Source organism: Streptomyces formicae (genome assembly GCF_002556545.1).
Classification (GTDB): Bacteria; Actinomycetota; Actinomycetes; order Streptomycetales; family Streptomycetaceae; genus Streptomyces; species Streptomyces formicae_A.
Genome location: NZ_CP022685.1, coordinates 9,392,547 through 9,418,840, shown reverse-complemented (window position 1 = coordinate 9,418,840; position 26,294 = coordinate 9,392,547). Strand labels below are relative to the sequence as shown.

The 26,294-nt window shown below is 71.7% G+C and carries 25 protein-coding genes; 13 read left to right on the top strand and 12 right to left on the bottom strand.

The window, feature by feature from the left end; all coding sequences use genetic code 11:
• Position 1 precedes the first annotated feature (1 nt).
• The 3 genes from KY5_RS40435 to KY5_RS40430 all read right to left on the bottom strand — a co-directional run bounded on the left by KY5_RS40435 (position 2) and on the right by KY5_RS40430 (position 5,248).
• On the bottom strand, positions 2-3,127 hold the full coding sequence (locus KY5_RS40435) for an amino acid adenylation domain-containing SDR family oxidoreductase (protein ID WP_159072728.1): 3,126 nt from the start codon (positions 3,125-3,127) through the stop codon (positions 2-4).
• Between the two features lie 20 nt (positions 3,128-3,147).
• The gene (locus KY5_RS42045; RefSeq protein ID WP_159072727.1) at positions 3,148-3,885 is read right to left on the bottom strand and encodes a hypothetical protein; all 738 of its coding nucleotides are present in this window, start codon (positions 3,883-3,885) and stop codon (positions 3,148-3,150) included.
• Positions 3,886-4,186: 301 nt separating this feature from the next.
• Positions 4,187-5,248 (bottom strand): alpha/beta hydrolase, encoded by a 1,062-nt coding sequence (locus tag KY5_RS40430; protein WP_098246849.1) that lies wholly within the window; start codon positions 5,246-5,248, stop codon positions 4,187-4,189.
• Positions 5,249-5,314: 66 nt separating this feature from the next.
• Here KY5_RS40430 and KY5_RS40425 point away from each other — a divergent pair, with 66 nt between their 5' ends.
• On the top strand, positions 5,315-5,869 hold the full coding sequence (locus KY5_RS40425; RefSeq protein WP_234363113.1) for a MarR family winged helix-turn-helix transcriptional regulator: 555 nt from the start codon (positions 5,315-5,317) through the stop codon (positions 5,867-5,869).
• 46 nt (positions 5,870-5,915) lie between these two features.
• Here the strand turns inward: KY5_RS40425 and KY5_RS40420 are convergent, their stop codons facing one another.
• A complete protein-coding gene (locus tag KY5_RS40420) occupies positions 5,916-6,776 on the bottom strand; it encodes an acyl carrier protein (RefSeq protein ID WP_098246848.1) in 861 nt (286 codons plus the stop codon).
• Positions 6,777-7,085: 309 nt separating this feature from the next.
• On the opposite strand from KY5_RS40420, the gene KY5_RS40415 reads away from it, so the two are divergent.
• The 4 genes from KY5_RS40415 (at position 7,086) to KY5_RS40400 (ending at position 10,062) form a co-directional block, all read left to right on the top strand.
• Entirely contained in the window at positions 7,086-8,222 is a 1,137-nt protein-coding gene (locus tag KY5_RS40415) for a PQQ-dependent sugar dehydrogenase (RefSeq protein WP_098246847.1), read from the top strand.
• Between the two features lie 25 nt (positions 8,223-8,247).
• Complete coding sequence (locus KY5_RS40410) at positions 8,248-8,781, top strand: putative immunity protein (RefSeq protein ID WP_098246846.1); 534 nt, start codon at positions 8,248-8,250, stop codon at positions 8,779-8,781.
• Positions 8,782-8,899: 118 nt separating this feature from the next.
• A complete protein-coding gene (locus tag KY5_RS40405; RefSeq protein WP_098246845.1) occupies positions 8,900-9,526 on the top strand; it encodes an SAM-dependent methyltransferase in 627 nt (208 codons plus the stop codon).
• A gap of 44 nt (positions 9,527-9,570) precedes the next feature.
• Positions 9,571-10,062 carry a DinB family protein gene (locus tag KY5_RS40400; RefSeq protein ID WP_098247824.1) on the top strand — a complete coding sequence of 164 codons (492 nt, stop codon included), beginning with the start codon at positions 9,571-9,573 and terminating at the stop codon, positions 10,060-10,062.
• Here the strand turns inward: KY5_RS40400 and KY5_RS40395 are convergent.
• On the bottom strand, positions 10,049-11,266 hold the full coding sequence (locus KY5_RS40395; RefSeq protein WP_098246844.1) for a glycosyltransferase: 1,218 nt from the start codon (positions 11,264-11,266) through the stop codon (positions 10,049-10,051). The genes KY5_RS40400 and KY5_RS40395 overlap by 14 nt on opposite strands.
• A gap of 223 nt (positions 11,267-11,489) precedes the next feature.
• Between KY5_RS40395 and KY5_RS40390 the strand changes: the two genes are divergently transcribed.
• Positions 11,490-12,332 carry a methyltransferase domain-containing protein gene (locus tag KY5_RS40390; protein WP_098246843.1) on the top strand — a complete coding sequence of 281 codons (843 nt, stop codon included), beginning with the start codon at positions 11,490-11,492 and terminating at the stop codon, positions 12,330-12,332.
• A 21-nt stretch (positions 12,333-12,353) separates the two neighbouring features.
• Here the strand turns inward: KY5_RS40390 and KY5_RS40385 are convergent, their stop codons facing one another.
• Positions 12,354-12,755, bottom strand: a complete 402-nt coding sequence (locus KY5_RS40385; protein ID WP_098246842.1) for a cupin domain-containing protein — start codon at positions 12,753-12,755, stop codon at positions 12,354-12,356.
• A gap of 267 nt (positions 12,756-13,022) precedes the next feature.
• On the opposite strand from KY5_RS40385, the gene KY5_RS40380 reads away from it, so the two are divergent.
• Positions 13,023-14,549 carry a GMC family oxidoreductase gene (locus tag KY5_RS40380; RefSeq protein WP_098246841.1) on the top strand — a complete coding sequence of 509 codons (1,527 nt, stop codon included), beginning with the start codon at positions 13,023-13,025 and terminating at the stop codon, positions 14,547-14,549.
• Between the two features lie 64 nt (positions 14,550-14,613).
• Here the strand turns inward: KY5_RS40380 and KY5_RS40375 are convergent, their stop codons facing one another.
• Complete coding sequence (locus tag KY5_RS40375; RefSeq protein WP_418952856.1) at positions 14,614-15,777, bottom strand: serine hydrolase domain-containing protein; 1,164 nt, start codon at positions 15,775-15,777, stop codon at positions 14,614-14,616.
• Between the two features lie 133 nt (positions 15,778-15,910).
• Between KY5_RS40375 and KY5_RS40370 the strand changes: the two genes are divergently transcribed.
• On the top strand, positions 15,911-16,684 hold the full coding sequence (locus KY5_RS40370) for an SDR family NAD(P)-dependent oxidoreductase (protein WP_098246839.1): 774 nt from the start codon (positions 15,911-15,913) through the stop codon (positions 16,682-16,684).
• A 56-nt stretch (positions 16,685-16,740) separates the two neighbouring features.
• Here the strand turns inward: KY5_RS40370 and KY5_RS40365 are convergent, their stop codons facing one another.
• Genes KY5_RS40365 through KY5_RS40355 form a run of 3 tightly spaced genes read right to left on the bottom strand, consistent with a single transcriptional unit; the run spans position 16,741 to position 18,269 of the window.
• Positions 16,741-17,376, bottom strand: coding sequence for a glyoxalase (locus KY5_RS40365; RefSeq protein WP_098247823.1), 636 nt, complete (start codon positions 17,374-17,376; stop codon positions 16,741-16,743).
• Positions 17,377-17,398: 22 nt separating this feature from the next.
• Positions 17,399-17,821 carry a helix-turn-helix domain-containing protein gene (locus KY5_RS40360; RefSeq protein ID WP_098246838.1) on the bottom strand — a complete coding sequence of 141 codons (423 nt, stop codon included), beginning with the start codon at positions 17,819-17,821 and terminating at the stop codon, positions 17,399-17,401.
• Positions 17,822-17,858: 37 nt separating this feature from the next.
• The gene (locus tag KY5_RS40355; protein WP_098246837.1) at positions 17,859-18,269 is read right to left on the bottom strand and encodes a VOC family protein; all 411 of its coding nucleotides are present in this window, start codon (positions 18,267-18,269) and stop codon (positions 17,859-17,861) included.
• Positions 18,270-18,648: 379 nt separating this feature from the next.
• Here KY5_RS40355 and KY5_RS40350 point away from each other — a divergent pair, with 379 nt between their 5' ends.
• From KY5_RS40350 to KY5_RS40340, 3 genes are read left to right on the top strand one after another with little or no spacing between them, the layout of a single operon-like run.
• Entirely contained in the window at positions 18,649-19,758 is a 1,110-nt protein-coding gene (locus KY5_RS40350) for a glycoside hydrolase family 88/105 protein (RefSeq protein ID WP_234363278.1), read from the top strand.
• Positions 19,755-20,555 carry a Tat pathway signal sequence domain protein gene (locus KY5_RS40345; RefSeq protein WP_098246835.1) on the top strand — a complete coding sequence of 267 codons (801 nt, stop codon included), beginning with the start codon at positions 19,755-19,757 and terminating at the stop codon, positions 20,553-20,555. Before KY5_RS40350 ends, KY5_RS40345 begins: the two co-directional genes overlap by 4 nt.
• Positions 20,555-22,342 carry a discoidin domain-containing protein gene (locus KY5_RS40340; RefSeq protein WP_098246834.1) on the top strand — a complete coding sequence of 596 codons (1,788 nt, stop codon included), beginning with the start codon at positions 20,555-20,557 and terminating at the stop codon, positions 22,340-22,342. The genes KY5_RS40345 and KY5_RS40340 overlap by 1 nt, the downstream gene beginning before the upstream one ends.
• Before the next feature lie 11 nt (positions 22,343-22,353).
• Here KY5_RS40340 and KY5_RS40335 read toward each other — a convergent pair whose 3' ends face one another.
• On the bottom strand, positions 22,354-23,514 hold the full coding sequence (locus tag KY5_RS40335) for a DUF5937 family protein (protein ID WP_098246833.1): 1,161 nt from the start codon (positions 23,512-23,514) through the stop codon (positions 22,354-22,356).
• Between the two features lie 100 nt (positions 23,515-23,614).
• Between KY5_RS40335 and KY5_RS40330 the strand changes: the two genes are divergently transcribed.
• Positions 23,615-24,808 (top strand): MFS transporter, encoded by a 1,194-nt coding sequence (locus KY5_RS40330; RefSeq protein ID WP_098246832.1) that lies wholly within the window; start codon positions 23,615-23,617, stop codon positions 24,806-24,808.
• Positions 24,809-24,810: 2 nt separating this feature from the next.
• Here KY5_RS40330 and KY5_RS40325 read toward each other — a convergent pair whose 3' ends face one another.
• Positions 24,811-25,575: a class I SAM-dependent methyltransferase gene (locus tag KY5_RS40325; protein ID WP_098247822.1), complete on the bottom strand. Its 765-nt coding sequence runs from the start codon at positions 25,573-25,575 to the stop codon at positions 24,811-24,813.
• A 102-nt stretch (positions 25,576-25,677) separates the two neighbouring features.
• Here KY5_RS40325 and KY5_RS40320 point away from each other — a divergent pair, with 102 nt between their 5' ends.
• Positions 25,678-26,217, top strand: a complete 540-nt coding sequence (locus KY5_RS40320) for a winged helix-turn-helix transcriptional regulator (protein ID WP_098246831.1) — start codon at positions 25,678-25,680, stop codon at positions 26,215-26,217.
• Positions 26,218-26,294: the final 77 nt, after the last annotated feature.

Sequence of the window (26,294 nt, the reverse complement as noted above, 5' to 3'; positions counted from 1 at the left end):
CTCAGGCCGACCCGGAAGCGGCGGCGGGGGGCTGGAGGAATCCGGAGTCGGTGAAGTAGTCGAGGTAGGGGTCGAGCATCGCGGCGTCGACGGGCGGACAGGTCAGCCCGGAGCCGTCGATGGCGGCTTCGAAGGTGGTGCGGCTGAAGGAGGGGAAGGTACCGGCGAAGTACATCTCCTTGACGGAGATGTCCGATTGGTGGGCCGGTTCGATGAACATCGGCATGAACGGGGCCATCGGCTGGCTCGGGTCCCTGGCCGTGAGGTCGGCCATGAAGGCGACCCACTCCTCGTACGGCACGCTGCGCACCGGGTAGCCGCGGGCCCGCAGCCGCTCGGTGAGCAGGGGCAGGCGGGCATCGTGCGGGTTGGTGATGTGGTGCACCTGTCCGTGTGCGGGCCGGTGGGCCAGGATGTGGGTGATGGCCTTGGCGGTGTAGTCGACGGGCACGAAGTCCAGCGGGAGTTCGATGTCGGGGGCGAGGCCGGTCTCGGCGATGCTGCGGAACAGGGCGCACATCATGGTGTCGGTGTTCCAGATGCCGCCGTCCTGGGTGCCGGTGATCTCGTAGGGGCGGTGCACGGCGGCGGCGAGCCCCTGCTGTGCGGCCTGGGCGACGAGGCGTTCGGCGACCCACTTGGTTTCCGGGTAGCCCAGCGAGATGCGGTCGGCGAAGCGCAGCGGGGTGTCCTCGTCGACGTGGCGCACACCGGCGACACCGAACCCGGCGATGACGGCGATGCTGGAGACGTAGTGGAACGCCTTGGCCGGGCCGATGCGGGCGAGGTCGAGCATGGTGCGGGTGCCGCCCACGTTGATGGCTTCCAGCGCGGCGTACGGGTAGGCGAAGTTCACGCGTGATCCGGCGTGCAGCAGTGTGTCGCTGTCCTCGCCCAGGGCGTGGAACGCGACCGGGGCGAGGCCGAAGCGCGGGGCGCCCAGGTCGCCGGGCACGACGGTGACGTGCTCGCCGACGGCCTGGAGGTCGAGCCCGTAGCGGCGCATGCGGGCCGCGAGGCGCTGCCTGCCCTCGGCTTCGCTGCGGGCCCGCACCAGGCAGTACACGTGTGCGGCCCCGTGGTCACGGATCAGGGAGTCCAGCAGGTAGGTGCCGAGGAAACCGGTGGCGCCGCTGAGGACGACGCGCCGTCCCGTGGACGGCAGGTGGGTGGCGGTGGGAAAGACTAGGTCCGGATCGAGACGGGCGGCGGCCTCGAAGTCCACCGTCTGCTCCTGGGTGTCCTCGACGGTGGCGGTGGCCAGCTCCTCGATGCGCGCCGCGAACGTCTCGACGGTGGGGTTGGCCAGCAGGGTGCGGATCAGGTAGCGGCTGTGTTCCGGGGCCAGGTCGAAGCGGGCCCGGCAGCGCGCGGCCAGCCGGGTGGCCTGCAGCGAGTGGCCGCCCAGGGCGAAGAAGTCCCTCTCGCGCCCGATGTTCCCTTCGATGCCCAGGATCTCGGCCCACAGTTCGGCGACCGCCTTCTCCACCGGGGTCACGGCCTCCTGCCCAGCGGTGCGGGCCGCCGTGTCGTGCCGGTCGGCCTCCTGGGCCAGCAGGGCTCGGTCGATCTTGCCGGACCGATTCAGCGGCATCCGGTCCCGCACCAGGATCGGCTGGGGCACCATGAACACCGGCAGCCGGTCGCGCAGGTACTCCCGCAGCCGCCAGCCCAGTTCGGCGGCGTCCGCTCCCGGTTGCGGGGTCACCCAGGCCAGCAGGCGGTCGCGCTCGCCGCCCTGCGGGGTGATCACCGCCGCCTCGCGCACCTGTTCATGGGCGCTGAGGTGCACCTCGATCTCGTCCAGTTCGATGCGGTAGCCGCGCACCTTGACCTGCCGGTCCCGCCGTCCCAGGAACTCCAGCACCCCGTCGGGACGCCAGCGGGCCAGGTCACCCGTCTTGTAGAGGGTCCCGGATTCGTCATCGGGGCTGAGGTGGTCGGGCACGAAGCGGCGGGTGGTGAGCTCCTCGTCCCGCAGGTAGCCGAGCGCCACCCCGTCGCCGCCGACCCACAGCTCGCCCGTCTGCCCGGGAGCGGCGAGGTCGCCGTCCTCACGCACCACGTAGGCCGTGGAATTGGCCACCGGCGTGCCGATCGGCACCGTCTCCGCGTCGTCGGGCAACTCGGTCATCACGTGCACGGTCGACAGCGAGGAGTTCTCGGTCGGGCCGTAGCCGTTGACCAGCATCCCGGGCCTGCCGTGGGCCAGTACCCGGCGCACCGCCTCCGGTGAGAGGGCGTCGCCGCCCGCGATCAGGCACCGCAGCGGGGCGAACATCTCGGGTCGGACCTTGGCCATCTGGTGGAACAGTCCCGCGCTGAGCCACATCACGCTCACGCCCTCGGCCCGCAGCGTGTCCTCCAGGGCGTCGGCGGCCAGCAGGGTGTCCCCTTCGGCCAGCACCAGGCGGGCGCCGTTCAGGAGGGCCGCGAACCACTCGAAGCACGAGACGTCGAAGGTCGGGTTGGTCGTGGCCAGCAGCACGTCCCGCGACGAAAGGCGCAGCCGCTCGTCACCGTGGCAGACCAGCCGCACCGGGCCCCGGTGCGGCACCACCGCCCCTTTGGGTACGCCGGTGGACCCGGACGTGAAGATCACGTAGGCCGGGTCGTCGGGGCCCGCGTCCACCTGGTCGGAGGCTCCCGTGCGCACGGGCCGGTCGGCGACGTCCACCGTCTCGGCATGGCCCTCCACCAGCGGCCGGTGGGTAGCCCGGGTGATCACCTTGCGGACGTGGGCGTCCTGGAGGAGCCGCAACAGGTGCTGCTGCGGGTAGTGGGGGTCCAGGGGCAGGTAGGCCGCCCCCGCGCGCATCACCGCGAGGACCGCCGTCACGCACGCCACCGAGCGTTCGAGCAGCACGCCGACCACGTCGCCCGGCTCGACGCCGTCGGCGACCAGACGGTCGGCCAACGCGGCCACCTGGTCCCGCAGTTCGCGGTAGGTCAGCTGTTCCGTGCCCTGGCGCACGGCCACCGCGTCGGGGCGGATGTCGGCCTGCTGGGCGAAGCGTTCCGGCACGGTCGCCGTGCGCGGGTAACTGGTCGAGGTGTCGTTCCACCGGTGCACCTGGGCGCGGTGGGCGTCCGGATTCACACGGAGGTCGTTGGCTACGGTTGCCATGGAGCTTGCTCCTTGCGTGTCTACGTGTGGGCGACGGTGTCGCCCGGGGGTGAAAGCGGGGTCGGGGGTGAGAGGGGGGCCGGGCCCGCGCGATGTGGGGGTGCCGGTGGCAGGGCCGCGGTCCAGAAGGCGGCCAGCGTGGGTTCGACCTGGGACACGGCGTGCTCGATCACGGCCAGGCTCTCGCCGTGGGCCAGTCCGTGGGCGACGACGTCCCGCGCTCCGTCGACGAATCGTGGCGGTGCCGCCCGGAACAGGGCCACGTAGGCGAGGACCGGCGTGGGGAGTTCGGGCTCGACCGCGCCGAGGGCTTCGCCCAGCGCTTCGCAGGCCGCGCACCACAGCAGCAGATCCGCACGGATCACACAGGCCGCCTCGGCCGGGCCCGCCCGCATCGCCAGCCATCCCATGAGCGAACCGAACGCCCGCATCCCCTGCGGCGGCCGCTGGTCACGCAGTTCCTGTTCCCCCTGCCCGAGGGCGCGTGCGCAGGCCAGCAGCGGGGCCTCGCAGTCGAGCACCAGCCGGGCCAGGTCCAGGAAGTATCCGGCCACCGGCTGGTGCGGGTGACGAGCGGCCAGCGTGGCGAACGCCGCCACCTCAGCGGTATGAGCGTGGAATTCGCCCAACGTCACCCGGGCCATCTCCGCCGCTCCGGCTTCGCCTGAAGTCACCGCCGCCACCAGCCGGTTGGTGCGTACGTGCGCCTCGGTGTCAGGCGCCGTCTCCTCGAGCAGCAGGTCCGCGTCCCACGCCATGCCAGCCTCCCGCGGTACGTCACGGTCAGCCCCCGGTCAGGGCTGAGCGGCGAATTTTCGCCGCTCCTAAACGCCTTCCTCGCCTTCGCGCGATCTCACGGGGCGTGCGGCAGCACCCTGGACGTGAGCCGGTCGCGCAAGGCGTGAACGTTGCATGACGCCCCTTACACCTGCCATCTGTGGCACGGGGTGCCGCAGACCGTGCGCCCGCGCCCTGGGCCCGCCCTCGCGCACCGGGCGCGTCAGCTGACGCCCTCCTCCTGCGCCGGGTCGCTCCCCGACGGATCCGTGACGGTGCCGGTCAGCTCCGGCCCGTGACGCCCGTCCGCACCGGCTCCTGAGGGGCGGCGATGCGGTGGGCCAGCCAGGCGAGGGCGGGTGGCATGCGGTACTCGACGGCGTGGTGGCCGCCTTCGAAGAGTTCGAAGTGCACGTCCTCGTCCGGCACTCCGGCCTCGGCGATCGCGTCGCGGAAGGCCAGCGCGCCCAGGTCGAGGAACCACTCGTCGCGGGTTCCCGCATCGATCCAGATGCCGCGCTGGGACCGCAGGGCCGTCGCGTGATCGGCGGCCATCCGTACCGGGTCCCAGGCCAGCCAGCGCCGCCACTCCTCTTCGCGCAGTGCGCCGGTGCGCGGGTCGAAGGGCAGGGTGGGAGTGCCGTCGGGCCCCGGGGAGAAGCAGGCGGAGACCCCGAGGATCTCCAGGAGGTTCAGGTCCTCCTCCTTGGTGAACGCGACGCGCGAGCGGAAGTCGTCCCACCAGCGGAAGATGTCGCCGCCGTAGGGCCTCAACTGGCGGGCCGCGGTGAGGAAGTGCGGCTGGTACTGCGCCTGGGACAGCGAGTCGCCGGAGTGCGTGGCGAACGCGCCGAACAGGTCGGGGCGGAGCATCGCGCTGACCGCGGCGCCGAGGCCGCCGCTCGACTTTCCCGCGACGGCCCGGTGGTCGCGTTCGGGCAGGGTGCGGTAGTGGGCGTCGACGTACGGCACGACCTCCTCGCACAGGTACGAGTGGTAGCGGCCGGTGCCCGGCGAGTCGACGAACTGGCTTCCGCCGTACGTGGTCCAGGCGTCCACGAACACCAGCAGCGTGCCCGGAGCGTCGCCGCGGGCGAAGAGCGCGTCGGCGAGTTCGGGAACGGGCTGCCGGAAGGCCATGCGGTTCCCCCAGACCGGCAGCGTTCCCGCGTATCCGAGCAGCAGGTAGGTGACGGGGTAGCGGCGCCCGGCCGCCTCCTCGTAGCCGGGCGGGGTGTAGACCCACAGCGGCCGTCGGCCGGGGTCGCGGAGGGGGTTGTCGCGGAGCAGCGCGCTGTCGATGACGTGCTCGTCGATGCGTCCGGCAAGGGTGAAGGTCGGCATGGGCCGGGACGTTACTACGCTTTCAAATTATCCGAGTCCGTAATTTATGGAAGGTAGGGTGGGGCTGTGACAACAGGGAAGCCGACGACGACATCGGCGCAGGCGCGGGACTCGATCGATCGGCACATCGCTCGCTGGGAGCGCGAAGTGCCCGGTCTCGTACCGGAGTTGGAGGGCGCGGTCACCCGCATGCAGATGCTGGTGCGGCACCTGCACGGGCGGAAGGAGGCCGCTCTCGCGCGGCACGGCCTGAAGCTGTGGGAGTACGAGATCCTGTGGCGCCTGCGGTCGGCGGGCGAGCCCTACCGCATGACGCCGACGCGCCTCGCCCGGGGACTCGGCATCCATCCGGCGACCCTCACCAACCGCCTCGACCGGCTCCAGTCGTCGGGCCTGATCACGCGCGAGCACCCGCCGGAGGACCGCCGCAGCCTCCTCGTCGGCCTGACCCCCGAGGGGGCCGAGGCGTGGTCGGCGGTGATCGACGAACAACGGGAGGCCGAGGCGGCGCTGCTCGCACCCCTGGGCGAGCAGGAGTTGGAGCAGTTGTCCGCCCTCCTGCGGACCGTGGCGCTCGCCGTCGAGGACGACGACCCGCCGCTCATGCCGGACGTCACCTGAGGCGCCGGAACTCGCGCCCTCTTCGCGCCTCAGGCGACGCTCGCGGTCACGGCCGCGGCGTGACGTTCTTGACCGGCAGCTCCTTGCTCGCACCCGCGATGTAGTAGTCCTTGGGCGCGGAGAAGAGCACGAACTCGTTGTCGTAGTCCCGGATCTTGGCGCGTACCTCGAAGTTGCCCCGCGCGTCAGTGGTGGCCTGCGCGTTGTACGCGGACTCGAAGTAGGTCCGCAGCAGCACCCGGGTACCGGCGACCGGGCCGTGTCCTGCGGGCCAGGTGACCTTGCCCGTGACGACGAGCGTGTCACCGGCGCGCACCTTGGTGCGGTTCACCTTGTAGGTGAGGGCACTGGCGACCGGCCGGACGCCGAGCGTGTCGGCGCCGAAGTAGATCTCGTTGTCGTCGGGCGGTCCCGGGTCGTACGACGCCTCGAACTGCACCTGGTGCCGGGGGAAGACGTACACACTCCCCTGGTCGAGCCAACGGTCCGCCCGCACACCGGCGAGCGCGAACCGCCCCTGGGCGTCCGTGCGGACGGCGCCCAGGTCGAGGGTCTCGCGCTCGGTCGGGTCGATGGGGTCGCCCCACGGGTTCCACGTGTCGTAGAGGACGGTCTTGCTGAGGTTGACCGGCGCGTCCGCGACGGGGGTGCCGTCGGCGCGGGTCACGGTGCCGCTGAGGTCGGTGGTGCGGTGGGCGAAGTCGGTGGTGGCGGCGCTGCTGGTGAGCGCCACCCGGTACGCCGCCGTGGGCTCATCGACCTTGGCGCGAGCGGCAGTTGACGCACGCTCGGCGATCGATCCCTGGTCGGCGGTGGAGCCGTGGGCGGCCGGTGCGCCGAGCGCGAAGGTCGTCAGGGCGAGGGTGGCGGCCGCGGTGAGTCTCGCGGCGCGAGTACGCAGGTGCACGTGAACTCCGTTGCTGGTGACGTGAGTGTGCGCCGGGGAGTCCGGCGTGGAGTTCGACATGCGGGGGCCCGAGCGTGGTTGTAGGGGCGGCAGGGAGTGCACGGACCGTGCATCACACGTTTGGCCGCTGGTCGTCGGCCGGTCTTCTGCCCGTTGCCCTGCCCCTCCGAGAGCCCGGCAGGGCCCGCCGGGGAGCCGGAACGAGTGCCACGGCGGCAGATCGATACCGCCTTGGTCTACACCAACCACCGCTGTCCCAGTATCCTCAGCCGTGGCCAGTAGCCATTCGCCGCCTCCAGGAGGCTCACGGTGAAAGTTCGCACCAGAAGCTCGGCGATCATCGGCACCATCTGCCTCATCGCGTCCCTCGCCCTCACCACGGCGTCCGCGGACGAGTCCACCGCCCCACGTCAGGCGGCCAAGGTCGCACTGACGAAGGTGGCCACAGCCAAGAATCCGACCGCCGGGGCAGCAGGCCCGGGAGGAACGGTCTGGTTGGCCGAACGCGCGGGAACCGTAAGGGTCTTGGACCGGCGCGGGCTCAGCGAGCCCGTGCTCGACATCTCCGCGGAGACCACCACCGACGGCGAACGTGGCCTGCTGGGCATCGCGTTCGACAAGAAGTTCGCGCACTTCTACATCTCGTTCACGAACCTCGAAGGCACGAGCACCGTCGACGAGTTCGCCGTACGGCACGGCAAGATCCGGCCGGAGACGCGGCGCACCGTCATCACCCAGACCCAGCCGTACCCGAACCACAACGGCGGCGACATCAAGTTCGGCCCCGACGGCTACCTCTACATCGCCCTCGGCGACGGCGGCTCGGGCGGCGACCCGCACGGCAACGGACAGAACCTCGACACGCTCCTCGGCAAGCTGCTGCGGATCGACCCGCACGGCGGCAAGCCGTACGCGATCCCCCGCGACAACCCCTTCGTGGACGACCCGAAGGCGAGGGACGAGATCTGGGCCTATGGGCTGCGCAACCCGTGGCGGTTCTCCTTCGACGCGGGCACGGGCGACCTGCTGATCGGTGACGTCGGCCAGAGCGCCTGGGAGGAGATCGACTGGGCTCCGGCGAGCAGCGACGGCGGCGAGAACTATGGCTGGTCCCAGATGGAGGGCAACCATCCCTTCCGCGAGGGCACCGAGCCCGCGAACCACGTGCCGCCGGTGCACGAGTACGACCGCACCGGTCTCGGCTGCTCGGTCACCGGCGGATTCGTCTACCGGGGCAAGGCCATCCCCGCCCTCAGGGGCCAGTACGTGTACAGCGACTACTGCGACGGCACCATCCGCTCGCTGCGGATCGAGAACGGCAAGGTGACCGGCACGCACGACCTCGGAGTCAACGGCGGCGAGGTCATCTCGTTCGTCCAGGGCGGCAATCGCGAGCTGTACGCCCTCGACATCGGTGGCAGCGTGTACCGCATCGATCGGGCGTAGCGATGCGGTGACCGAGGATGGGCGCATGTCGGAGAAACCGAGCGACGTCGCTCTGAGCAAGCAGGATCTTCGCGAGGTCACCGCGTACGCGGCGGCCTGCGCGGAGACGGTCCTCGAAGTGTTCGAGGCCGATCGGCCGGACGACCCACGCCCCCGGGACGCCATCGGCACGGCGTGGGAGTTCGCCCGGGGCGGTGAGCGCGGAAAGGCGCTGCGCGACGCCGCGTGGGCGGCGCTCAAGGCGGCCAAGGAGACGGAGACCGCGGCCGCCCGCGAGGCGGCGCGGGCGTCGATGGCCGCGGCGGGCGCCGCCTATCTGCATCCGTTGGCCAAGGCCACCCAGGTCAAACACATCCTCGGCGCGGGCGCGCACGCCGCGAGAGCGGCCGAGCTCGTCGCCGGTGACGATCCGGCCGTGGGCGCCGCACATGTGCGCCAGGCGGTACGTCGTGTGGCACCGGCCGTCGTCGACGTACTCACACGTTTCCCGAAGGCGCCGGGTGGTGGCGGCCGGGTCGGTGAGCTCATCCGCATGATGGACGTGGAGCTTCGCGAGTGACCGCGCCGGACCGGACTTGCCGAAACAGCAACGAACAATGCCCATTGCGGCACACCGACCGAGACTGGCCCCACGGAATCCGCGGGTAACCGCGGAGCGATCGAGGGGAAGGCACACGATGAAGAGCGCCGAAGCCGCGAGGTACTGGGACGCCGTGTACACGGAGCGGCCCACGCCCGAGGAGCCGCGGCCGAACGCCCGTCTCGTCGAGACGGTCGCCGAACTCCCGCCGGGAGACGCGCTGGACCTCGGATGCGGTGGCGGCGGCGACGCGCTGTGGCTCGCCGGCCAGGGCTGGCGGGTCACCGCTCTCGACGTCAGTGCCGTGGCGACCACGGCACTCACCCAGAAGGCCCGAGCGCGCGGCCTGGGCGACCGGATCACCGCCGTGCAGCACGACGTACGCGCCTCGCTGCCCGAGCTGCGCTGCGACCTGGTCACCGCCCACTACTTCCACACCCCCTACGACCAGGACAGGACGCCCGCCCTCAACGCCGCGGCCGCTCTGCTGCGGCCGGGCGGACGGCTCCTGATCGTCGACCACGGTTCGACGGCGCCGTGGTCGTGGAACCAGGACCCCGACGTGCGGTTCCCGACCCCTCACGAGGTCGCGGCGCTGTTGGACCTCTCCCCCGACCGGTGGGAGATCGAGCGCGCGGACGCGCCGACCCGGACGGCGATCGGCCCCGACGGGAGCACAGCCGAGGTCATCGACCATGTCCTGCTCGTCCGCAGGACGGCGTGATGACCCCCGAACGCGCCCCTCACTCACCGGACAAGGAGATCGCCGTGCCCAGCGCCCCCCGCCGCAAGGACGCCCCACCGCCCCGGACCGCGAACGACGAAGCCGATGTTCTGCGGGGGTTCCTCGACTACCTGCGCGTCTCGATCGCGGCGAAGGTGGAGGGCGCCCCGGAGCCCCAGGCCCGCACGCCGATGGTGCCCTCGGGCACGAGCCTGCTCGGCGTACTCCACCACCTGACGGCCGTGGAGGGCGCGACGTTCCTCGGCGAGCAGGTCGGCGACTGGCAGGCGACCTTCCGGCCCGATCCGCAGGACGGCGTCGCCGACGTGGTCGCCCGCTACCGGGCCACCGTCGACCGCGCGAACAAGGCCCTCGACGCGTGCGCCGACCTCGGCGCGCCGCTCCCCCGGCCGGGCCGTGCGGGCTCATCTCCCAGTGTGCGCTGGGCACTTGCCCACATGATCGAGGAGACCGGCCGCCACGCGGGCCACGCCGACATCCTCCGGGAACTCATCGACGGCGCTACCGGGCGCTGACTCCGTCCAGCAGCATCCGCGCCGCCACCGCCGCACCGTCGGTGCGGATCGTGCCGGACACCGTCTTCGCCCGCACGCGGGTCTCCGGAGCGAGGGCCGTCCTGAGCGCCGCGGACAGGGAGTCGACGGTCGGGGTCGGGCCGTCGTGGGCCGCGCCGATGCCCAGTTCGGCCACCCTCGCGGCCCAGTGCGGCTGGTCCGCGATCTGCGGGACGAGGACCTGGGGCGCGCCGGACAGGGCGGCCGTCGTCGTGGTGCCCGCGCCGCCGTGGTGCACCACGGCGGCCACCTGCGCGAACAGTGCCTGATGGTTGACCTCGCCGACCACCAGACAGTCGTCCCGGTCGTCGGTCGGCGCGAGGCCGGCCCAGCCACGGGAGAGGATCGCGCGGCGGCCCTGCGTGCGGATCGCCTCGATGGTCACCCGTGCCAGGTCCGGTGAGGTACGCATCGCCATGCTGCCGAAGCCCACGTACACCGGCGGTTCGCCCGCGGCCAGGAACGTCTGCACCTCTGCGGGGAGCGGACGTTCGTCCGGCAGGATCCATGCCCCCGTCTGCACGAGGTCGAGGTTGGTCAGGTCCTGCCACGGGCCGAGCACGGGGTCCGCGGCCAGCCACGCCCGGTCGGTGAGGACGTGGTCGCGGACGCCGTCCACCGGGGGCAGGCCGATCGCCGCCCTGTGCCGGTTGAGCGCCTCCCCGTACAACGCGTCCACGCGTCGGCCGTCCTGCTCCCACAGCACCTTGAGGTCGGTCTCGTCGCTCGGCGACGGCGTGCCCGGTCGGGCCCCGGGACGGAAGTGCGGCGAGGGCAGTCCGAACGGATGGAAGCACGCCATCACGTAGCGGATGCCCAGCTTCTCGGCCACGTCCCGTGCGCCCGCGGGCATCAGGCCCGTCGCGAGGATCGCGTCGGCGCCCTCGGCCGCCGCGGTGAGCGTCTCGAACCGCGCGGCGACCAGCTCGGGCGCGAGCCGGAAGGCGTCCTGGTGCGTCGGCGGCCGCTCCCCCGTCACCACCGAGCGCACCGAGGGACCGAGCGGCACGTGCTCCACGCCGACACCGGCGAGCAGCGTCGTGAACTCCTCGTCCGGCGGCGCGCACACCAGCGCTTGCGCGCCGAGTTCCCGCAGCCGCACCGCCACCGCCGCCAGCGGTTCGACGTCCCCGCGCGATCCCCCCGTCGACAACACCACACGCATCCGTGAATCCTCATTTCCGCAGGTCCTGGCCTCGGCCGACCATCTTGATGCACCGACGGGGCCTTGCCGCAAGCCCCCCTGTGGGCTATAGATTGAAAGTGGCAGGGAGATACGTCTCCCTGCCTTTGTGCTCTCCCGTGGCCACAAGAACCTCGTCGGCCCTCGTCCGCTTGTGTCCGAAAGGCGGGTTTGTGCCGGGTCCGGTGTGCCGAGGAATGCCCCCATGACTGAGGAGAATGCGGCACGTGCCACGGATGTGGCGCGCGCCTACTACGACACCGATGACATCGACGGCTTCTACTCGCAGACGTGGGGCGGTGAGGACATCCACGTCGGGGTGTACGCCGACCCGCACGAGGCGATCGGTTCGGCGGCCGGGCGGACCGTCGAGCGCATGGCCTCGAAGGTGGGCGAGGCGCTCGGGGCCGACAGCGTCGTTCTCGACATGGGGTCGGGCTACGGGGGCGCGGCCCGCAGGCTGGCCGGTGTGTACGGCTGCCATGTGGTGGCCCTCAACATCAGCGAGGTCCAGAACCTGCGGCACCGTGAAATCAACGCGGAGCGCGGCCTGGACGACCGGATCGAGGTCGTGTCCGGCTCCTTCCAGGACATCCCCTCCCCCGACGGGAAGTTCGACGTCGTCTGGTCCCAGGAAGCCCTGTGCCACAGCGGCGACCGGGCCGGGGTGCTGCGGGAGGCGCGCCGTGTCCTCAAGCCCGGCGGGCACCTGGTGTTCACCGACCTCACGGCCGCCGAGGACGCCCCCGACGACGAGGTACGCCCGGCCGCGGAACGCCTGCGTCTCATCGACTTCGCCACGCCGGGCTTCTACGTGGAGCAGCTCCGGGCCCTCGCCTACGCCGACGTGGAGTTCGACGATCTCAGCGACCACATGCTGACCCACTACGAGCGCCTCACCGAGGAGGTCCTGACGGCTGCGCCGGGCCTGACCGACGCGGTCAGCGCCGCGTACGTCGACCGCCTGAGGACGAGCCTGCCCCAGACGGCGGCGGCCTGCCGCAAGGGCCACTTCAGGTGGGGGATCTTCCACGGCCGTCGCGGCTGACCGTGAGGGGCGACGCCGCCCCTAGCCCGCGACGGAACCGCGCTCGACCGACCCGTGCTCGACCGACTCATGCTCGACTGAGCCGCGCCCGGCTGGCCCGGGCCCGGCCGAGCCGGGCGCCGCCGCTCCGTGCTCCACGATGACGAGCGTCCCCTTGCTGCCGGGGCGCACGGCGTGGTCCACGCCCGCCTGCACCACGTACATCTCCCCTGCCCCCACCTCGATCTCGGCACCGGCGACCGTCAGTCGCAGTGTCCCCTCCAGCACCAGCAGCGCTTCCGCCGTCTCGTGCGATTCCACGGGCACCGTGCGGCCGTCCATGCGCAGGACCTTCACCTCGGTGGGGCCGATCCGGCCGAGCACGAGTGAGTGCCAGGCGGTGGGGAGTTCCGCGGCCTTGCTCAGTACGTCGATGGGGTTCATGGCATTGCCTCCTGGCGGGCTGTCCGGTCGGAGGGCTCCATGAGCCGTCGAGGACGCCCGCAGTCGTGATCAAGGAATGCGTCGACGGTACGACAGGGGCACGCACGACTGGCTGACCGTTCGGTAAAACCTCACCCGACGTAGCGGAGAAAGAGGGCGACTTCTGGGGTTCCCGGGGTTCCGGCAGCGCCCCTCCGCCACAATCGGAGGTCCGGTCCGGCACGTCAACTGCCGTATCGATGACCGGCGTTGCTCGGAGAGGGAGAGATGTCCGACGAGTACGACTACGTCGTGGTGGGCGCGGGGTCGGCCGGGTGCGTGCTGGCGGCCAGGCTGTCCGAGGACGGGCAGAGCTCGGTCCTGCTGATCGAGGCGGGCGGGGAGGACAGCAGGGCGGAGATCGGCATACCCATGGCCTGGCCCGCGTTGCAGGGCACCGAGGTCGACTACGGCTACACCACGGTCCCGCAGATGGGCGCCGACCGGACGGCCAGGCCGTTCCCGAGGGGCCGCACGCTGGGCGGGTCGGGCGCGATCAACGGGCTCATCCATCTGCGCGGACACCGTGCCGACTTCGACCGGTGGGAGGCGCTGGGATGTTCGGGGTGGGGCTTCGAGAGGGTCCTGCCGTACTTCCAGCGGATGGAGAGCGTCGAAGGCAGGGATCCGAAGTTCCGTGGGAACACGGGACCGCTGCGCCCGGCTCCCGCCCAGGAAGGCGGCCATCCCCTGTCCCAGGCGTTCCTCGACGCGGCGACCTCGGTCGGGCACCCGCGGACCGATGACTTCAACGGCCGCGACCACGAGGGTGCCGGCTGGCACGACCTGAACATCGTCGACGGCAGGCGGCAGACCACCGCACACGCCTATCTGCACCCGGTCAGGAACAGCAGGCCCAACCTCACCGTCGCCACCGCATCGCGCGCCCTGCGGCTGCTCCTGGACGGCGACAACCGGTGCACCGGTGTGGAGTTCGAGCAGCACGGTGCCGCACGCACCGCCCGCGCGGCCGCCGAGGTGATCGTCAGCTGTGGCGCCGTCGACTCTCCCCGGCTGCTCCTGCTCTCCGGCATCGGGCCCGGCGACGAACTGCGGGAGTTGGGCATCCCGGTGCGGCACGACCTGCCGGGCGTCGGGCGCAATCTGCACGACCACCCGCTGTGCCCGGTCGTCTTCGCGGCCGACCGCCCCCTTCCCCCGGCGCAGACCAGCCTCGCCGAGACGTCCCTGCTGTGGCGCGGCGACGCCTCCGCACACGGCCCCGACCTGCAACTGCTCTGCATCCACGTCCCGTACCACCCGCCGTCGATGCCGCCACCGGACAACGGCTTCACCCTCGCGGTGGCCACCCTCCCCGACAGCCGCGGCTCGGTGCGGCTGAGCGGTCCGCGGCCCGATGACCCGCCGCTGATCGACCCCAACTACCTGGGCGAGGAGACCGACGTACGCCGCTTGCTCCAGGGCATCGCGATGGCCCGGGAGATCGCGGCGGCACCTCCCTTCGCCCCGTGGCGCGCACACGAGGTGCTGCCAGGGGCCGACGTCACCGACGAGGCCGGGCTGCGCGGCTACCTTGCCGCGGCCGTCGGCCCGTACTTCCACGCCGTGGGCACCTGCGCCATGGGCACCGGCACCGACGCGGTGGTGACACCCGATCTGACCGTGCACGGCGTCAAGGGCCTGCGGGTGGCCGACGCGTCGGTGATGCCGTCGATCGTCTCGGTCAACACGAACGCGGCGACCGTCATGATCGCCGAGAAGGCGGCGGACCTGATCCGCTCCGGCGCCCGGTAGGCACGGTGGTCTGGTGGTCAAGTGGGCCAGTACGTAGGCGGGCTGGCCCCACGGACCTACGGCTCTACCGCCCTGCCGCCGCCCGCACCACCGCCTCGACGAGGCGGTGGTTCTCCGGTCCCGCGCCGAATCCCGAGGGGAAGCCGAAACGGCGGCGCGTGTAGGCGTAGGCCACGCCGCTGTCCGGGTCAGCGAAGCCGAGTGAGCCGGTCGCCCCGCTGTGGCCGAAGGCGTCGGGGCCGAGGAAGGGGTAACGGGCGCTCAGCTCCTCGAAGCCCAGGCCGAAGACGTCGTCGTTCCCCGTGACCAGGTCGGTGCCGCGGTAGTGCACGCGGGCGAACTCCGTGATGGTCTCCGGCTTCAGGAACGGCGGCCGACCGGCCACCTCGCTGATCGCCGCCGCGTACATTCCCGCCACACCCCGCGCCGTGCCCACTCCGCCGGAGGAGGTGGGGCCGAGCGCGACGACCTTCGGGGCGTTGCCGAAGGCCACCAGGTCGGTCGGCGGGGTCGCGTGCTGGTTGAAGGCGATCTCCCGGACGCTGCCGGGAGGCGCCACGTCGGCAGCGAGCCGCTCGGCCTCTTCCGGGGTGGGCAGCAGGGGGAGCACGTCGGCGCGGCGCGCTGCGAGGTGGTCCGGCAGGCCCAGGTAGAAGTCGAGCCCGTACGGTGCGCGGATCCGCTCTTCGTAGATCTCCTGGGTGGAGCGCCCCGTCGCCCTGCGCACGACCTCGCCGGTGAGCGCGCCGATCACGAAGCCGTGGTAGCCGTACGCCGTGCCCGGCTCCCAGAACGGGCGCTGCCCGGCGAGCCGTCCGGCCATCAGCCGGTCGTCGGCCAGCTCGTCGGTGGTGAATCCACCGTCGACGCCGACGACACCGGAACGGTGCGCGAGCAGTTCCCGCAGGGTCAGCCGGCCCTTGCCCTCCGCCGCGAACTCCGGCCAGTACGCGGCCACTTCGCGATCCAGGTCGAGGACCCCCTCCTGCACCAGGAGCGCGACCACGAGGTGGGCCGCGCCCTTGGTGATCGAGTACAGGCCGGTCAGCGTGTCTCCCGCCGTACCGGGACCGCCCCACAGGTCGACCACCCTGCGGCCGCCCACATCGACCACGAGCTGCGCCTCGGGAGCGACCCCGGCCTCGTCGAGCACCACGGCGAACGCCTCGCGCACGCCCTCGAAACCCTTCTCCACCGTCCCGCGCACCTGGACTTCGTCGCTCATCATGAACTTCCTCTCCCCCGTCGCATCCTCAGCGGCTTTTCCTCGATCATGGCATCCGCCACTGACAATCGATCACGGCTGACGCCTAAGCTCGTCGAGGCCGTCCCGTTCAGCCTTACGCACCAAGGGAGTTGTCATGGGTGAGAGCAGATTCGCCGATCGCGTCGTCGTGGTCACCGGCGGCGGGTCCGGCATCGGCGCCGCGACCGTGGACCGGTTCGCGCGGGAAGGCGCGACGGTGATCTCCGTCGGGCGGTCCGAGGCCAAGCTCAAGCAGGCCGCCGCGCAGGCCCCCGCCGGTTCGACCGTCGTCCCCCGCGTGGCCGCCGTCGCCGACGAGACCGCCGTCGACACGCTGATCGCCGGGGTGGCCGAGGAGTTCGGCCGCCTCGACGTCCTGGTCAACAACGCCGCCATCGCGATACCCGGAACCGTCGAGCAGCTCGACGCGGCGTCGTGGCGCCAGGTCTTCGCCGCCGACATCGACGGTGTCTTCTTCGCCTCGCGCGCCGCCCTCCCCCATCTGCGCGAGGTCGGCGGCTGCATCGTCAACGTCGGGTCGGTGTCCGGGCTCGGCGCGGACTGGGGCATGGCCGCCTACAACAGCGCCAAGGGGGCCGTGGTCAATCTGACCAACGCGATGGCGCTCGATCACGCCCGCGAGGGCGTGCGGGTCAACGCGGTGCACCCGAGCCTGACGCGCACCCCCGTGGCCACCCCCGTCGTGGAGGACGAGAAGTTGTTCGCGGCGTTCCAGCAGCGGATCCCCATGGAGCGCGCCGCCGAACCGGCCGAAGTCGCCGCTGTCATCGCCTTCTTGGCCAGCGCGGACGCCGGTTTCGTCAATGGCGCCCACATTCCGGTGGACGGCGGCCTCCGGGCTTCCAGCGGCCAGCCGCGCATGTTCTGAACCGCCGCGCGGTGTCGCCGGTCAGCCGCGTGGCGGCTGACCTCCGCGACCACGCCTCAGGACGAGGACGCCAGCGGCAGCGACGCGGCCGTCTGCCACTCGAATCCGTCCGGGTCGGTGAAGGGCTCGCTGCCGCCGCCGATCACGAAGCCGTGCGACCCGCTGCCCTCGGGCGCGACGCCGACCTCCTTGGCCAGGGCACGGCGCCGGTAGAGCGCGAACTTGACGCACCCGGATCCGGCGTCGAACTCGGCGTACGTACGTCCGAAGCTCTTCGCCACGGTGAGGCCGCGCCCGACGTAGAACCGCTTGCTCGCGGCCACGTCCGCCACGCCCACCAGGAGCACGATGTCGTCGATCTGCCGGGTGGCGGGGCCCGTGTTCTTCTTCGCCGAAGTGGCGATCTTCCAGATCTCCCCGTCCGGGGCCTGCACGACACCGCCGTAGCCCCAGAGCGACTTGGCGGCCGGCTTCAGCGTGGTGGCACCGGCCGCCAGGGCGCTGGCGATGAAGCTGTCGACCGTGGCGGGCTGGGACACCGTGAGCGCCAGCATGAACCCGCGGAAGCCGGTCGTGGGGTCCTGGGAGACCCGTGTACGTATCGTTGAATCCAGGCCGAAAGCCTCGGCGTAGAAGCGCTCCGCGGTCGTCGGGTCGGCCACGTCCAGGGTGATGCTTGCGATGTTTGCCATGCCCATCACGCTAGGCGTGGCCCTATGACGGGTGCTTCTCCATTCCTGACCGATCGGATATCGGCCGCGCCTCGCCGGTCGCGCGCTGCCGGTAGACGTCCGGGGAGACGCCGACCTGCTCCGCGAAGCAGGTGCGGAACGTGGCCGGGGACGGGCCGCCGACGGCGGAGCAGACCTCGGTGACGCTCAGGTCTCCCCGGCGCAGCAGCTCCGTCGCGCGTTCGACGCGACGCGTCATCAGGTACGCGTGCGGCGCCAGGCCGTAGGCCAGCCGGAACTGGCGGCCGAGGGGTGCGGCGGGCAGGTTCGCGGCGCGGGCGAGCGCCTCGATGTCCAGCGGCCGCCCGCACTCCCGGTCCATGCGGTCACGCACGCGCCGCAGGCGCGCGAGGTCACTCAGGCGCTGCGCCTCGGCGCGGGCGCGCCCCCACGAGGGCTGGCACATGAAAGGGCTCCTTCCACCTGTCGTCGGGTCGGACCGTTCAGCTCAGTTCCTGGATGCGGACCATGTTGCCCGCGGGGTCGCGGAAGGCGCAGTCCCGGATGCCGTACGGCTGATCGGTCGGCTCCTGGACGACCTCGGTGTCGCCCGCCCTGACCTTTTCGAACACGCCGTCGAGGTCGTGGGTGGCCAGCAGGATCCAGCCGTAGGTGCCCTTGGCCATCATCTCGGCGATGGTGCGGCGTTCGTCCTCGGTGATCCCCGGGTCGGCGGCCGGTGGCGCCAGGAGGATGGACGTACCGGCCTGGCCGACGGGGCCGACCGTGATCCAGCGCATCCTGCCCTGGCCGACGTCGCTGCGGACCTCGAAGCCGAGGACGTCCCGGTAGAAGGCGAGGGAGGCATCCGGGTCGTCGTGCGGGAGGGCCGTCGTGTGAATGGTGATGTCCATGCCGTTGATGCTAGACGCGGCGGCCCAGCCGGGGCTTCTCGAATCGTGCGGGATCCGGCGCTCCGAGATTGGCGGGATAGTGCTCCGACCTTTTCCGTCGAGGCCGTTGACCGTGTCCCGTCATGGCGCAACCCTTATGCGCGTCACTGAATGCGGGACACGTTTCTGAACGACGTACGCACTCCACGACGCCCCCGCCCGAGGATCCCCACGAAGGCAGGTATCAGCTCATGCACCCCAGAACGGCGCACCCACCCCGCTGGAAAGAACGCTCATGAGAAGGGGGCCTGCCCTGCTCATGACCGGCGCCCTGGTCGGCGCCCTCCTCTACGGAGGTGGAACCGCGACCGGAGCGGGGCCCGAGGCCAGGGCCGGGACCATGTCCGCATCCCTGAACAGGAACACCACCGACTGGTCCACCTCCCTGGTCGATTCGACCCTCGCCCGCTCCACACCCACCACCATCGGCGGCTGGTCGTACCCGGTCGGGCTCTACCTCTACGGCCAGTACCTGACCTATCAACGCACCCACGAAGAGCGGTACTTGACGTTCATCAAGGAGTACGTGGACCGCTTCGTCGGCGCCGACGGTTCCCTCGGGCAGAGCTTCAACAGCCTCGACAGCATGCAGGCGGGGCGGCTCCTGACGATCCTGCACCGCGAGACCGGGCAGGACCGCTACCGGATCGCGGCCCGCAAGATCCGCGACCGCCTCAAGACCTATCCGCGCACGGGCGACGGCGGCTTCTGGCACGCCACGTCGGCCAGCCGCGCGCATCAACTGTGGGCCGACGGCGTCTACATGGTCAATCCGTTCCTCGTCGAGTACGGCGAGGAGTTCGGCGACACGTCGTACACCCAGGACGAGGCGGCCGAGCAACTGGCCGTGTACGGCGGCCATCTCCAGGTTCCCGGCGGGCTCCTGCGGCACGCCTACGACGAGTCCCGCGAGGCGAGTTGGGCCGACGAGGACACCGGGCGCGCCCCCGAGTCCTGGTGCCGGGCCGTCGGCTGGTACTCGATGGCGCTGGTGAACGTGCTCGACGCGCTCCCGGCCGACCACCCCCGGCGTGCGCGGCTCCGGGCCGTCCTGACGCGGCTCGCCGCCGGTCTGGAGCGGTATCAGGATCCGGCCACGGGGCGCTGGTTCCAGGTGATCGACCAGGGGGACCGCCCCGGCAACTGGACCGAGACGTCGTGCTCCAGCATGTTCACCTACGCGCTGTCGCGCGGCGCCCAGCAGGGCTACATCGACGCCCACTACACGGCCGTGGCCCGGCGGGGATACGCGGGTGTGCTCGACCGCGTCTCGCTCGACGGCGACGGGCGCACGGAACTCGCCGAGATCTCCGTCGGCACCAACGTCGGCGACTACGCGTACTACGTCGGCCGCGACCGGGCGACCAACGACCTCCACGGTCTCGGCGCCTTTCTGATCATGAACGAGCAACTCAGGGCAAGCGACTCGACGGAAGGCAGGGGCCGATGAAAACGTCCAGGAGGACCGTACTGGGAGCCGCGCTCGGCGGCGCGGCCGCGGCCGCGCTGCCGGGGAGCGCGCTGGCCACGTCGGCGGCAGCGGCGGCGCCCGCGGCGAGTTGGCGGTTGCGCTGGTCCCCGACAGCGAGCGGGGACGGGATGCGCGCCTGGGAGACGGTCGAGGACGACCGGGCCGACTCGCACACGGCGGGGCAGCCGCACATCCGCACCGAGGGCGCCAACTGGCGCTTCACCATGCACATGGTGGACCGCGACTCCTCGACCGACCGGCAGCGCCAGGAGGTCACCGGCTGCCGCAAGGGCGACTCGTACCTACGCTGGCTGCCGGGTGAAACCTGGCGGCTCACGTACAAGATGTTCCTGCCGAGCTCCCTGAAGGCGACCACCTCCTTCACCCACATCATGCAGATGAAGCAGCCGGGGCAGGGCAGTTCGCCGATCGTCGTGCAGTCGCTGCGGCGGGTGGACGGCGTGCAGACCATCGAGTTGCAGCTGTTCACCTCGGGCCTGCTGATCGGGCGTACCGCTCTCGCGCCGCTGCACGACGCCTGGACGGACGTCGACTTCCAGATGAAGATCGGCAACGGCTCGTCGGGCTCGATCCGCTGGATCCTCAAGAGCGGCGGCACGACCCTGATCGACACGTCGCGGACCGGCATCGACACCTTCCTCGACGACCGGGTGCGGCCCAAGTGGGGCATCTACCGTTCGCTGGGCGACACTTCGGGTTCCCTGAAGGACTGTCACATGCTCCTGACCGACATGCGCGCCTACCAACTCGCCTGATGCGCGCGCCGCGACGCCGTTCACCGGCGATCCTGACGGCCGTGCTCGCCCTGCTGCTCGGCGCGCTCGTCCTGCCGTCGCCCGCAGGGGCCGATGTGGTCCACCCCCGCCAGGACTTCCTGCGCGCCTCCACCGCGGGCCTCTTCCTGCACTGGGGGCAGCGCACCGCGCCGTCCCACACCAGCTGCGACGCCTGGGAGCGGGACGTCACCGAGGGCGGGTGGAGCGCCGACTACTGGGTGCGCGAGGCCCAGAAGCTGCACTCCCAGTACCTCGTGCTCGCCACGTTCCACAGCAGGCTCGGCTACGCGAGACCCTGGCCTTCCAGGATCCCGGGCAGTTGCGCGACCGAGCGGGACTTCCTGGGCGAACTCGTCGCGGCCGCGAAGGCCAAGGGCCTCAAGACGATCCTGTACATGACCGACGACCCGAAGTGGCACGACGAGGGCGGCCACGAGTGGCTGGACTCGGCGGCCTACTCCGCCTACAAGGGCCGCGACGTCGACCTGAGCACGCGCGACGGCTTCGGCGAGTTCTCGTACGACCAGTTCTTCGAGGTCATGGACCGCTATCCGGACCTCGGAGGTTTCTGGATCGACAACGACAACGCGTACTGGGAGGAGCACGACCTCTACCGGAAGATCTACGAGAAGCGCCCCCACTACACGCTCAGCAACAACAACGAGGACACGCCGATCATGGACATGGTCAGCAACGAGCAGAAGACCGGCATGTCCCCCTCCTACGACTATCCGCAGGCCGTCTACACCGCAGCGCCCCGGCTCATCGAGGCGGACTTCAAACTGCCCTCCACCGGCTCCTGGTGGTACACGGGCGCCGACTCGGACGTGGACCGCAGGCTCACGCTCGGGCGGCTCGTCACCAACGCCGGTTCGTCGGTGAAGGCGCTCATGGCCGAGACGCCGATGGTCGACGGCCGATTCCCGCCCCGACAGGCGGAGTTCAACGACTTCGCCTCCGGCTATCTGGACCGCGTCGGCGAGTCCCTGCACGGCGTCGAGGGCGGGGGCTATCTGTACGGGGGCCTGAAGCCCGGCTTCTGGAACGACGGCGCGCACGGCGTGACGACCGTCGCCAAGAGCGACCCCGACCGCCACTACCTGCACGTCCTGACCCCGCCTTCCACGTCCACGCTGAAGGTCCGCGACAACGGCTACCGGGTCACCTCGGTCACCAACCTCCGTACGGGCGCGCCGATGTCGTACCGCCAGTCCGGCGGCACGCTGACCTTGACGGGCCTGCGCGACTGGGACCCGTACGACACGGTCTTCAAGGTCACCACGGCGGGCCGTCAGGGCATCATCCCCGCTGCCTCCTACACGATGAGCGCGAGCGCGTCGGCGAGCGGCCACGACGCCGCGCTGGCCGCGGACGGCGACCACCGCACCTACTGGGACAGCGACCGGACGACCCCGGTGTCCCTGCGCTTCGACCTCGGCAAGCCGCGGCGGGTGCGGTACCTCGCCGTCAACCAGCGCGAGGACTCGGTGAGTTACGCCCGCTCGGACACCGAGCAGTCGGCGCGCATCCGGGACTACCGCGTCTACGTCAGCACGGACGGCACGCACTGGGGCAGCCCCGTGAAGACCGGCACCCTGCCGAGCCACCGCGGGGTCGCGATGATCGACGTCCCGGCGACCACGGCACGTCATGTGCGCCTGGAGGTGCTCAACACCCATGCGGCGTCGACGGATACGGACCGCTACCGGCGGCTGCGCGTCGACGAGGCGTGGGTCGGGGGTGCCTACGCGGGTGGACCCCCATAGGGCGGGCGCCCTCAGCGCAGCACCGCCGCCAGCAGGTCGGTGCCCAGTGACGTCACGTCGGGCAGATTGAGGGTGTGCCGGGCGTAGCGGCCGGGCTGCCGGGGCGCGAGCAGGCCCGCGCGGCGCAGGACGGCGAGGTGACGGGAGACCTCGGGCGGGGAGAGTTCCCAGACGTGGGCCAGTTCACCGGTGGTGTGCGGGCCGCGGGCCAGGGTGCGCAGGAGCCGCAGCCGTACGGGATGGGCGAGTGCCTCAAGTCGTAGCGTGACCGTCTCCAGCGACACAGGCTCGGCCGGGCCCGGTTCGGCGACGGGGTACTGGATCACCGGCTGCCACCCGGGCGCGTGGACGGCGAGCAGGTGCGGGCGGCCGAAGACGCTGGGGATGAAGGTGACCCCACGGCCCCGGGCGGTGGTCGCCCTGTCCTGGAGCTTGTCCACGACGATGCAGTCGCCGTCCGGTGCCAGGGTGACCGCGCTGGAGACCGCCGCGAGGGCCGCTGCGACGCCGTGATGCTTCAGCAGGTCGTTCTTCAGGCGCAGATCGGTGGCGAGTTCCACGGCGACGCCCGCCCAGGCGGCGTCGAAGAAGGCGTCGGCGCACTGTTCGAGGGTGTGGCGCACCCGCGCCCGTACGGCGGCCGGGTCCGCGAGCAGCCGTTCCGCGAAGTGCTCCTGGCGTGCGCCGCGGGCCTGGGCCAGGTCCAGGGCCCGCTCGCGCGCGCCGGCGTCGGTGAGCGGTGACGCGGCGGCGAAGGGGACCCGGTTGCCGCCGCAGGTGGTGACGAGGGCCGCCGTCACGTACGTCTCGTCGTCGATCCGGTCCACGTCGTCGAGTTCCTCGGCGAGGGTCGGCCGCGGCCCGGCGGGGATCAGGAAGTCGGCCTGTGAGGAACGCCAGAGGAACTCCGCCTCCCGCAGCCGCTCGGCCAGCTCGGGCCGCAGTCCTGCCCACACCTCGCCCGCCCAGTCGGCGTGCCGGGGATGGTGTCCCGGCTCGGCGAGCACGTGCAGCATCGCGGTCAGCTCGGCCAGCGGCGAGGCGGCGAACCGCAACGGCTCGGCCGACGGCCGCTCGGCCGGTGACCGCTCGGACAGCGGCCGCTCGCGCTGCGACCGCTGCGACTGCGACCGTTCGGGCCGCGGCCCGCCGATGTCGATCCTCAACGTCATCCGCTCATCATCACCGACCGGCGGGCCCGCGCCCCACCTCGGTTGACGCTGTCCGTCAAGCGACGTGGCGGGAGCGGCGGCCGACCACACCGTTGCCGTCATGGCAACCACCACCAAGATCAGCCCCCACGCGCTCGTCCGCGCTTCCGGCGGCCCCCGTTACGCCGTCGCCCTGGCCGTGGACGCGCTCGGCACCGGAATGTTGCGGCCCTTCCTGCTGCTCTACGGAGTGACGGTCCTGCGCCTCTCCGCCCCGGCCACCGGCATCGCCATGACGGTCGGCATCGTCGCGGGTCTGGTGTGCATGCCGCCGGTGGGGCGGTGGCTCGACCGGGGCGCGCGCAGCACGGTGGTGGCGGCGTCGATGCTGGTGCGGGTCCTCGGCGTGGTGCTGCTGCTCGCCACCCCCGCGGGCAACGCGTGGCTGTTCGCGGCGGCCGCGCTCTTCCTCGGCATCGGCAACCAGGCGTGGCCCGCCGCCCACGCGGCGCTGGTGGCCACGGTCGCCCACGGCAGGGAGCGCGACGCCGCTCTCGCGGGAGGCCGGGCGCTGCGCAACGCGGGCCTCGGCGTGGGCGCGCTGATCGCGACCGCGTGCCTGGCGGGCGGCACCACGGCGCTCCAGGCCCTCGCCGCCGTCACCGGACTGGCCTATCTCGCATCGGCGGCACTGGCCTGGTCGGTGCGCCTGCGCGTGGATCCGGCCGCGCGCCCGGCGGCGGACGCCGGGGGCGGTGACGACGGGCCCGCGCCCCGGATGCGCGCGCTCCTCGCCGCCAACGTGGTCTACGTCTTCTGCCTCAACGTCCCCGAGATCGCGCTGCCGCTGATCCTGGTGACACAGTTGGACGCCTCCCCGGTGTGGTCGGCGGCCATCTTCGTGGCCAACACGGTGCTGGTGGTCACCCTCCAGGTTCCGGTCACCGTCCTGCTGTCCCGCTTCCCTCGGCGGACCGTCCTCGCGCTGGCGGGCGTCGTGCTCACCGCGTCCTACCTCGGCTTCCTCGCCGCCACCTCGCTCGGCAACGGCTGGGGCGCACCGGCCGTCGCCGCGGTCTCCGTCGTCTGCACCCTCGGTGAGATCGTCTACGCGGGCAGCGCCACCGCGCTCGTCACCCACCTCGCCCCGGCCCATGCCCTGGGCCGCACACTGGCCCGCTTCGAACTCTCCTCAGGCTTCGGCCTTGCGGTCTCCCCCGCGGCCATCACCGCTCTCGCATCTCATGGCCCGGCCGCCCTCTGGGGCAGCCTCGCCGCGGCGACGCTCCTCTCGGCGGCGGCCGTCGCCGCGTGACGTCAGGTCCGGTGGACCGCGTACCCCAGATACGTCACCACCGGGCTCCCCTCCGGTTCGCGCACCATGTCGACCAGACCGGGCAGTTGCTCGTCGGTCACCGTGCCGCGCCTGCGCCCGCGCGTCGCGCGCACCAGGCTCCGTACGTCGCGCGGCTTGAACGCCGAGACGTCGCGCGCGGCGAGCCCTGCCCGGTCCAGGGCCTCGGCGAGCTCCGCGGGGCGGCGCAGGCGGTGTGCGGCGTAGCGGCCGCGCGGCATGATCCGGGTGCCGGGGAACCGCTGGAAGGCGCCGAGGTAGATGAGGCGGGACACGGGAGTGCGGTTCACCGTGTCGTAGACGAAGGCGCCGCCGGGGCGCAGCACGCGTGCCGTCTCCGCGAGGACCGCGTCGAGGTGCTCGGTGATTTCGAGGGTGTCGGCGCAGTAGACGAGGTCGAAGGAGTCGTCCGCCAGCGCGAGTTCCTCGGCGGGGGTCGTCACGTACGTCAGGCCGAGCCCGTCGTCCGCGTCCCTGGCGAGGGCCGTCGCGGCGGGTGAGGGATCGGCGGCGACGACCTCGAAGCCGAGCCGGACGATCCCCCGTGCGGGCAGACCGCGGCCGCTGCCGACGACGAGTGCCCGGCTGCCGGTGGGTGTCCGGCGCAGCTCCGTCAGCACGTGGCGCAGGTACTCAAGGCGTACGGACTGGAAGGTCAGGGCCCGGATGTGGCGGCCGTCGACGGTCCTGGGTCCCGTCGCGTCGACGGCGATGTGCGCAGTGGTCATGGCGGGCTCCGAGACGGGTCGCATCGAGTCGAGTCAGGTTCCCTCAAGGAACCTAGCATCGTCGGGTTTCCTCAGGGAACCCGCCAGCGATATCCTGCCGAGGTGACCCGCACCCCCCTCTCCGGCGTCGCGTGCTCGATCGCCCGCGCGACCGACCTGTTCGGCGACGCCTGGACGGCCCTGATCATGCGTGACGTCCTCGTCGGCATCCGGCGCTTCGACGAGCTGGCGGAGGACCTCGGCCTGTCCCGCAAGATCCTCGCCGCACGGCTCGCCCGCCTCGTGGAGGAGGGCGTGCTGACCCGCGAGCGCTACCAGGACAGCCCGCCGCGCGAGGAGTACGTGGCGACGGAGAAGGGCCGGGAGCTCTACCCCGTCCTGCTGGCCCTGATGGCCTGGGGTGACAAGTGGTACGCGGAATTCTCGGGTCCGCCCGCCCTGATCCGCCACGACGCCTGCGGGCACGTCACCGCGCCGGTCGTGTCCTGCGACGCGTGCCATGAACCGCTCACGGTGGCCGACACGACGCAACTGCCCGGCCCCGGCGGACGGGTGGGGCCGGGCACGCGGCTACTGGGACCGTTGATCGCCGCGCGGGGCGCGTCATCTCCGAAGCCTGCCAAGAGCGTTGGGGGAACCTGAGCCGGACCCGCGAACCGGCCAGGCTGGACGACGATCCCGCCTCGTCATGGCTCCGCCGCCACGTGCTGGAAGCCGTC

Coding starts and splice junctions, on each gene's coding strand:
- KY5_RS40385 (WP_098246842.1), bottom strand. CDS start 12,755: ATGAACCCCATCGACGTACTGAGCAAGGCCGCGGAACTCCCCACCGCC.
- KY5_RS40340 (WP_098246834.1), top strand. CDS start 20,555: ATGCGCGCGCCGCGACGCCGTTCACCGGCGATCCTGACGGCCGTGCTC.
- KY5_RS40410 (WP_098246846.1), top strand. CDS start 8,248: ATGTCGGAGAAACCGAGCGACGTCGCTCTGAGCAAGCAGGATCTTCGC.
- KY5_RS40335 (WP_098246833.1), bottom strand. CDS start 23,514: ATGACGTTGAGGATCGACATCGGCGGGCCGCGGCCCGAACGGTCGCAG.
- KY5_RS40380 (WP_098246841.1), top strand. CDS start 13,023: ATGTCCGACGAGTACGACTACGTCGTGGTGGGCGCGGGGTCGGCCGGG.
- KY5_RS40360 (WP_098246838.1), bottom strand. CDS start 17,821: ATGTGCCAGCCCTCGTGGGGGCGCGCCCGCGCCGAGGCGCAGCGCCTG.
- KY5_RS40430 (WP_098246849.1), bottom strand. CDS start 5,248: ATGCCGACCTTCACCCTTGCCGGACGCATCGACGAGCACGTCATCGAC.
- KY5_RS40395 (WP_098246844.1), bottom strand. CDS start 11,266: ATGCGTGTGGTGTTGTCGACGGGGGGATCGCGCGGGGACGTCGAACCG.
- KY5_RS40350 (WP_234363278.1), top strand. CDS start 18,649: ATGTCCGCATCCCTGAACAGGAACACCACCGACTGGTCCACCTCCCTG.
- KY5_RS40435 (WP_159072728.1), bottom strand. CDS start 3,127: ATGGCAACCGTAGCCAACGACCTCCGTGTGAATCCGGACGCCCACCGC.
- KY5_RS40345 (WP_098246835.1), top strand. CDS start 19,755: ATGAAAACGTCCAGGAGGACCGTACTGGGAGCCGCGCTCGGCGGCGCG.
- KY5_RS40375 (WP_418952856.1), bottom strand. CDS start 15,777: ATGATGAGCGACGAAGTCCAGGTGCGCGGGACGGTGGAGAAGGGTTTC.
- KY5_RS40390 (WP_098246843.1), top strand. CDS start 11,490: ATGACTGAGGAGAATGCGGCACGTGCCACGGATGTGGCGCGCGCCTAC.
- KY5_RS40355 (WP_098246837.1), bottom strand. CDS start 18,269: ATGGACATCACCATTCACACGACGGCCCTCCCGCACGACGACCCGGAT.
- KY5_RS40405 (WP_098246845.1), top strand. CDS start 8,900: ATGAAGAGCGCCGAAGCCGCGAGGTACTGGGACGCCGTGTACACGGAG.
- KY5_RS40365 (WP_098247823.1), bottom strand. CDS start 17,376: ATGGCAAACATCGCAAGCATCACCCTGGACGTGGCCGACCCGACGACC.
- KY5_RS40330 (WP_098246832.1), top strand. CDS start 23,615: ATGGCAACCACCACCAAGATCAGCCCCCACGCGCTCGTCCGCGCTTCC.
- KY5_RS40325 (WP_098247822.1), bottom strand. CDS start 25,575: ATGACCACTGCGCACATCGCCGTCGACGCGACGGGACCCAGGACCGTC.
- KY5_RS40370 (WP_098246839.1), top strand. CDS start 15,911: ATGGGTGAGAGCAGATTCGCCGATCGCGTCGTCGTGGTCACCGGCGGC.
- KY5_RS42045 (WP_159072727.1), bottom strand. CDS start 3,885: ATGGCGTGGGACGCGGACCTGCTGCTCGAGGAGACGGCGCCTGACACC.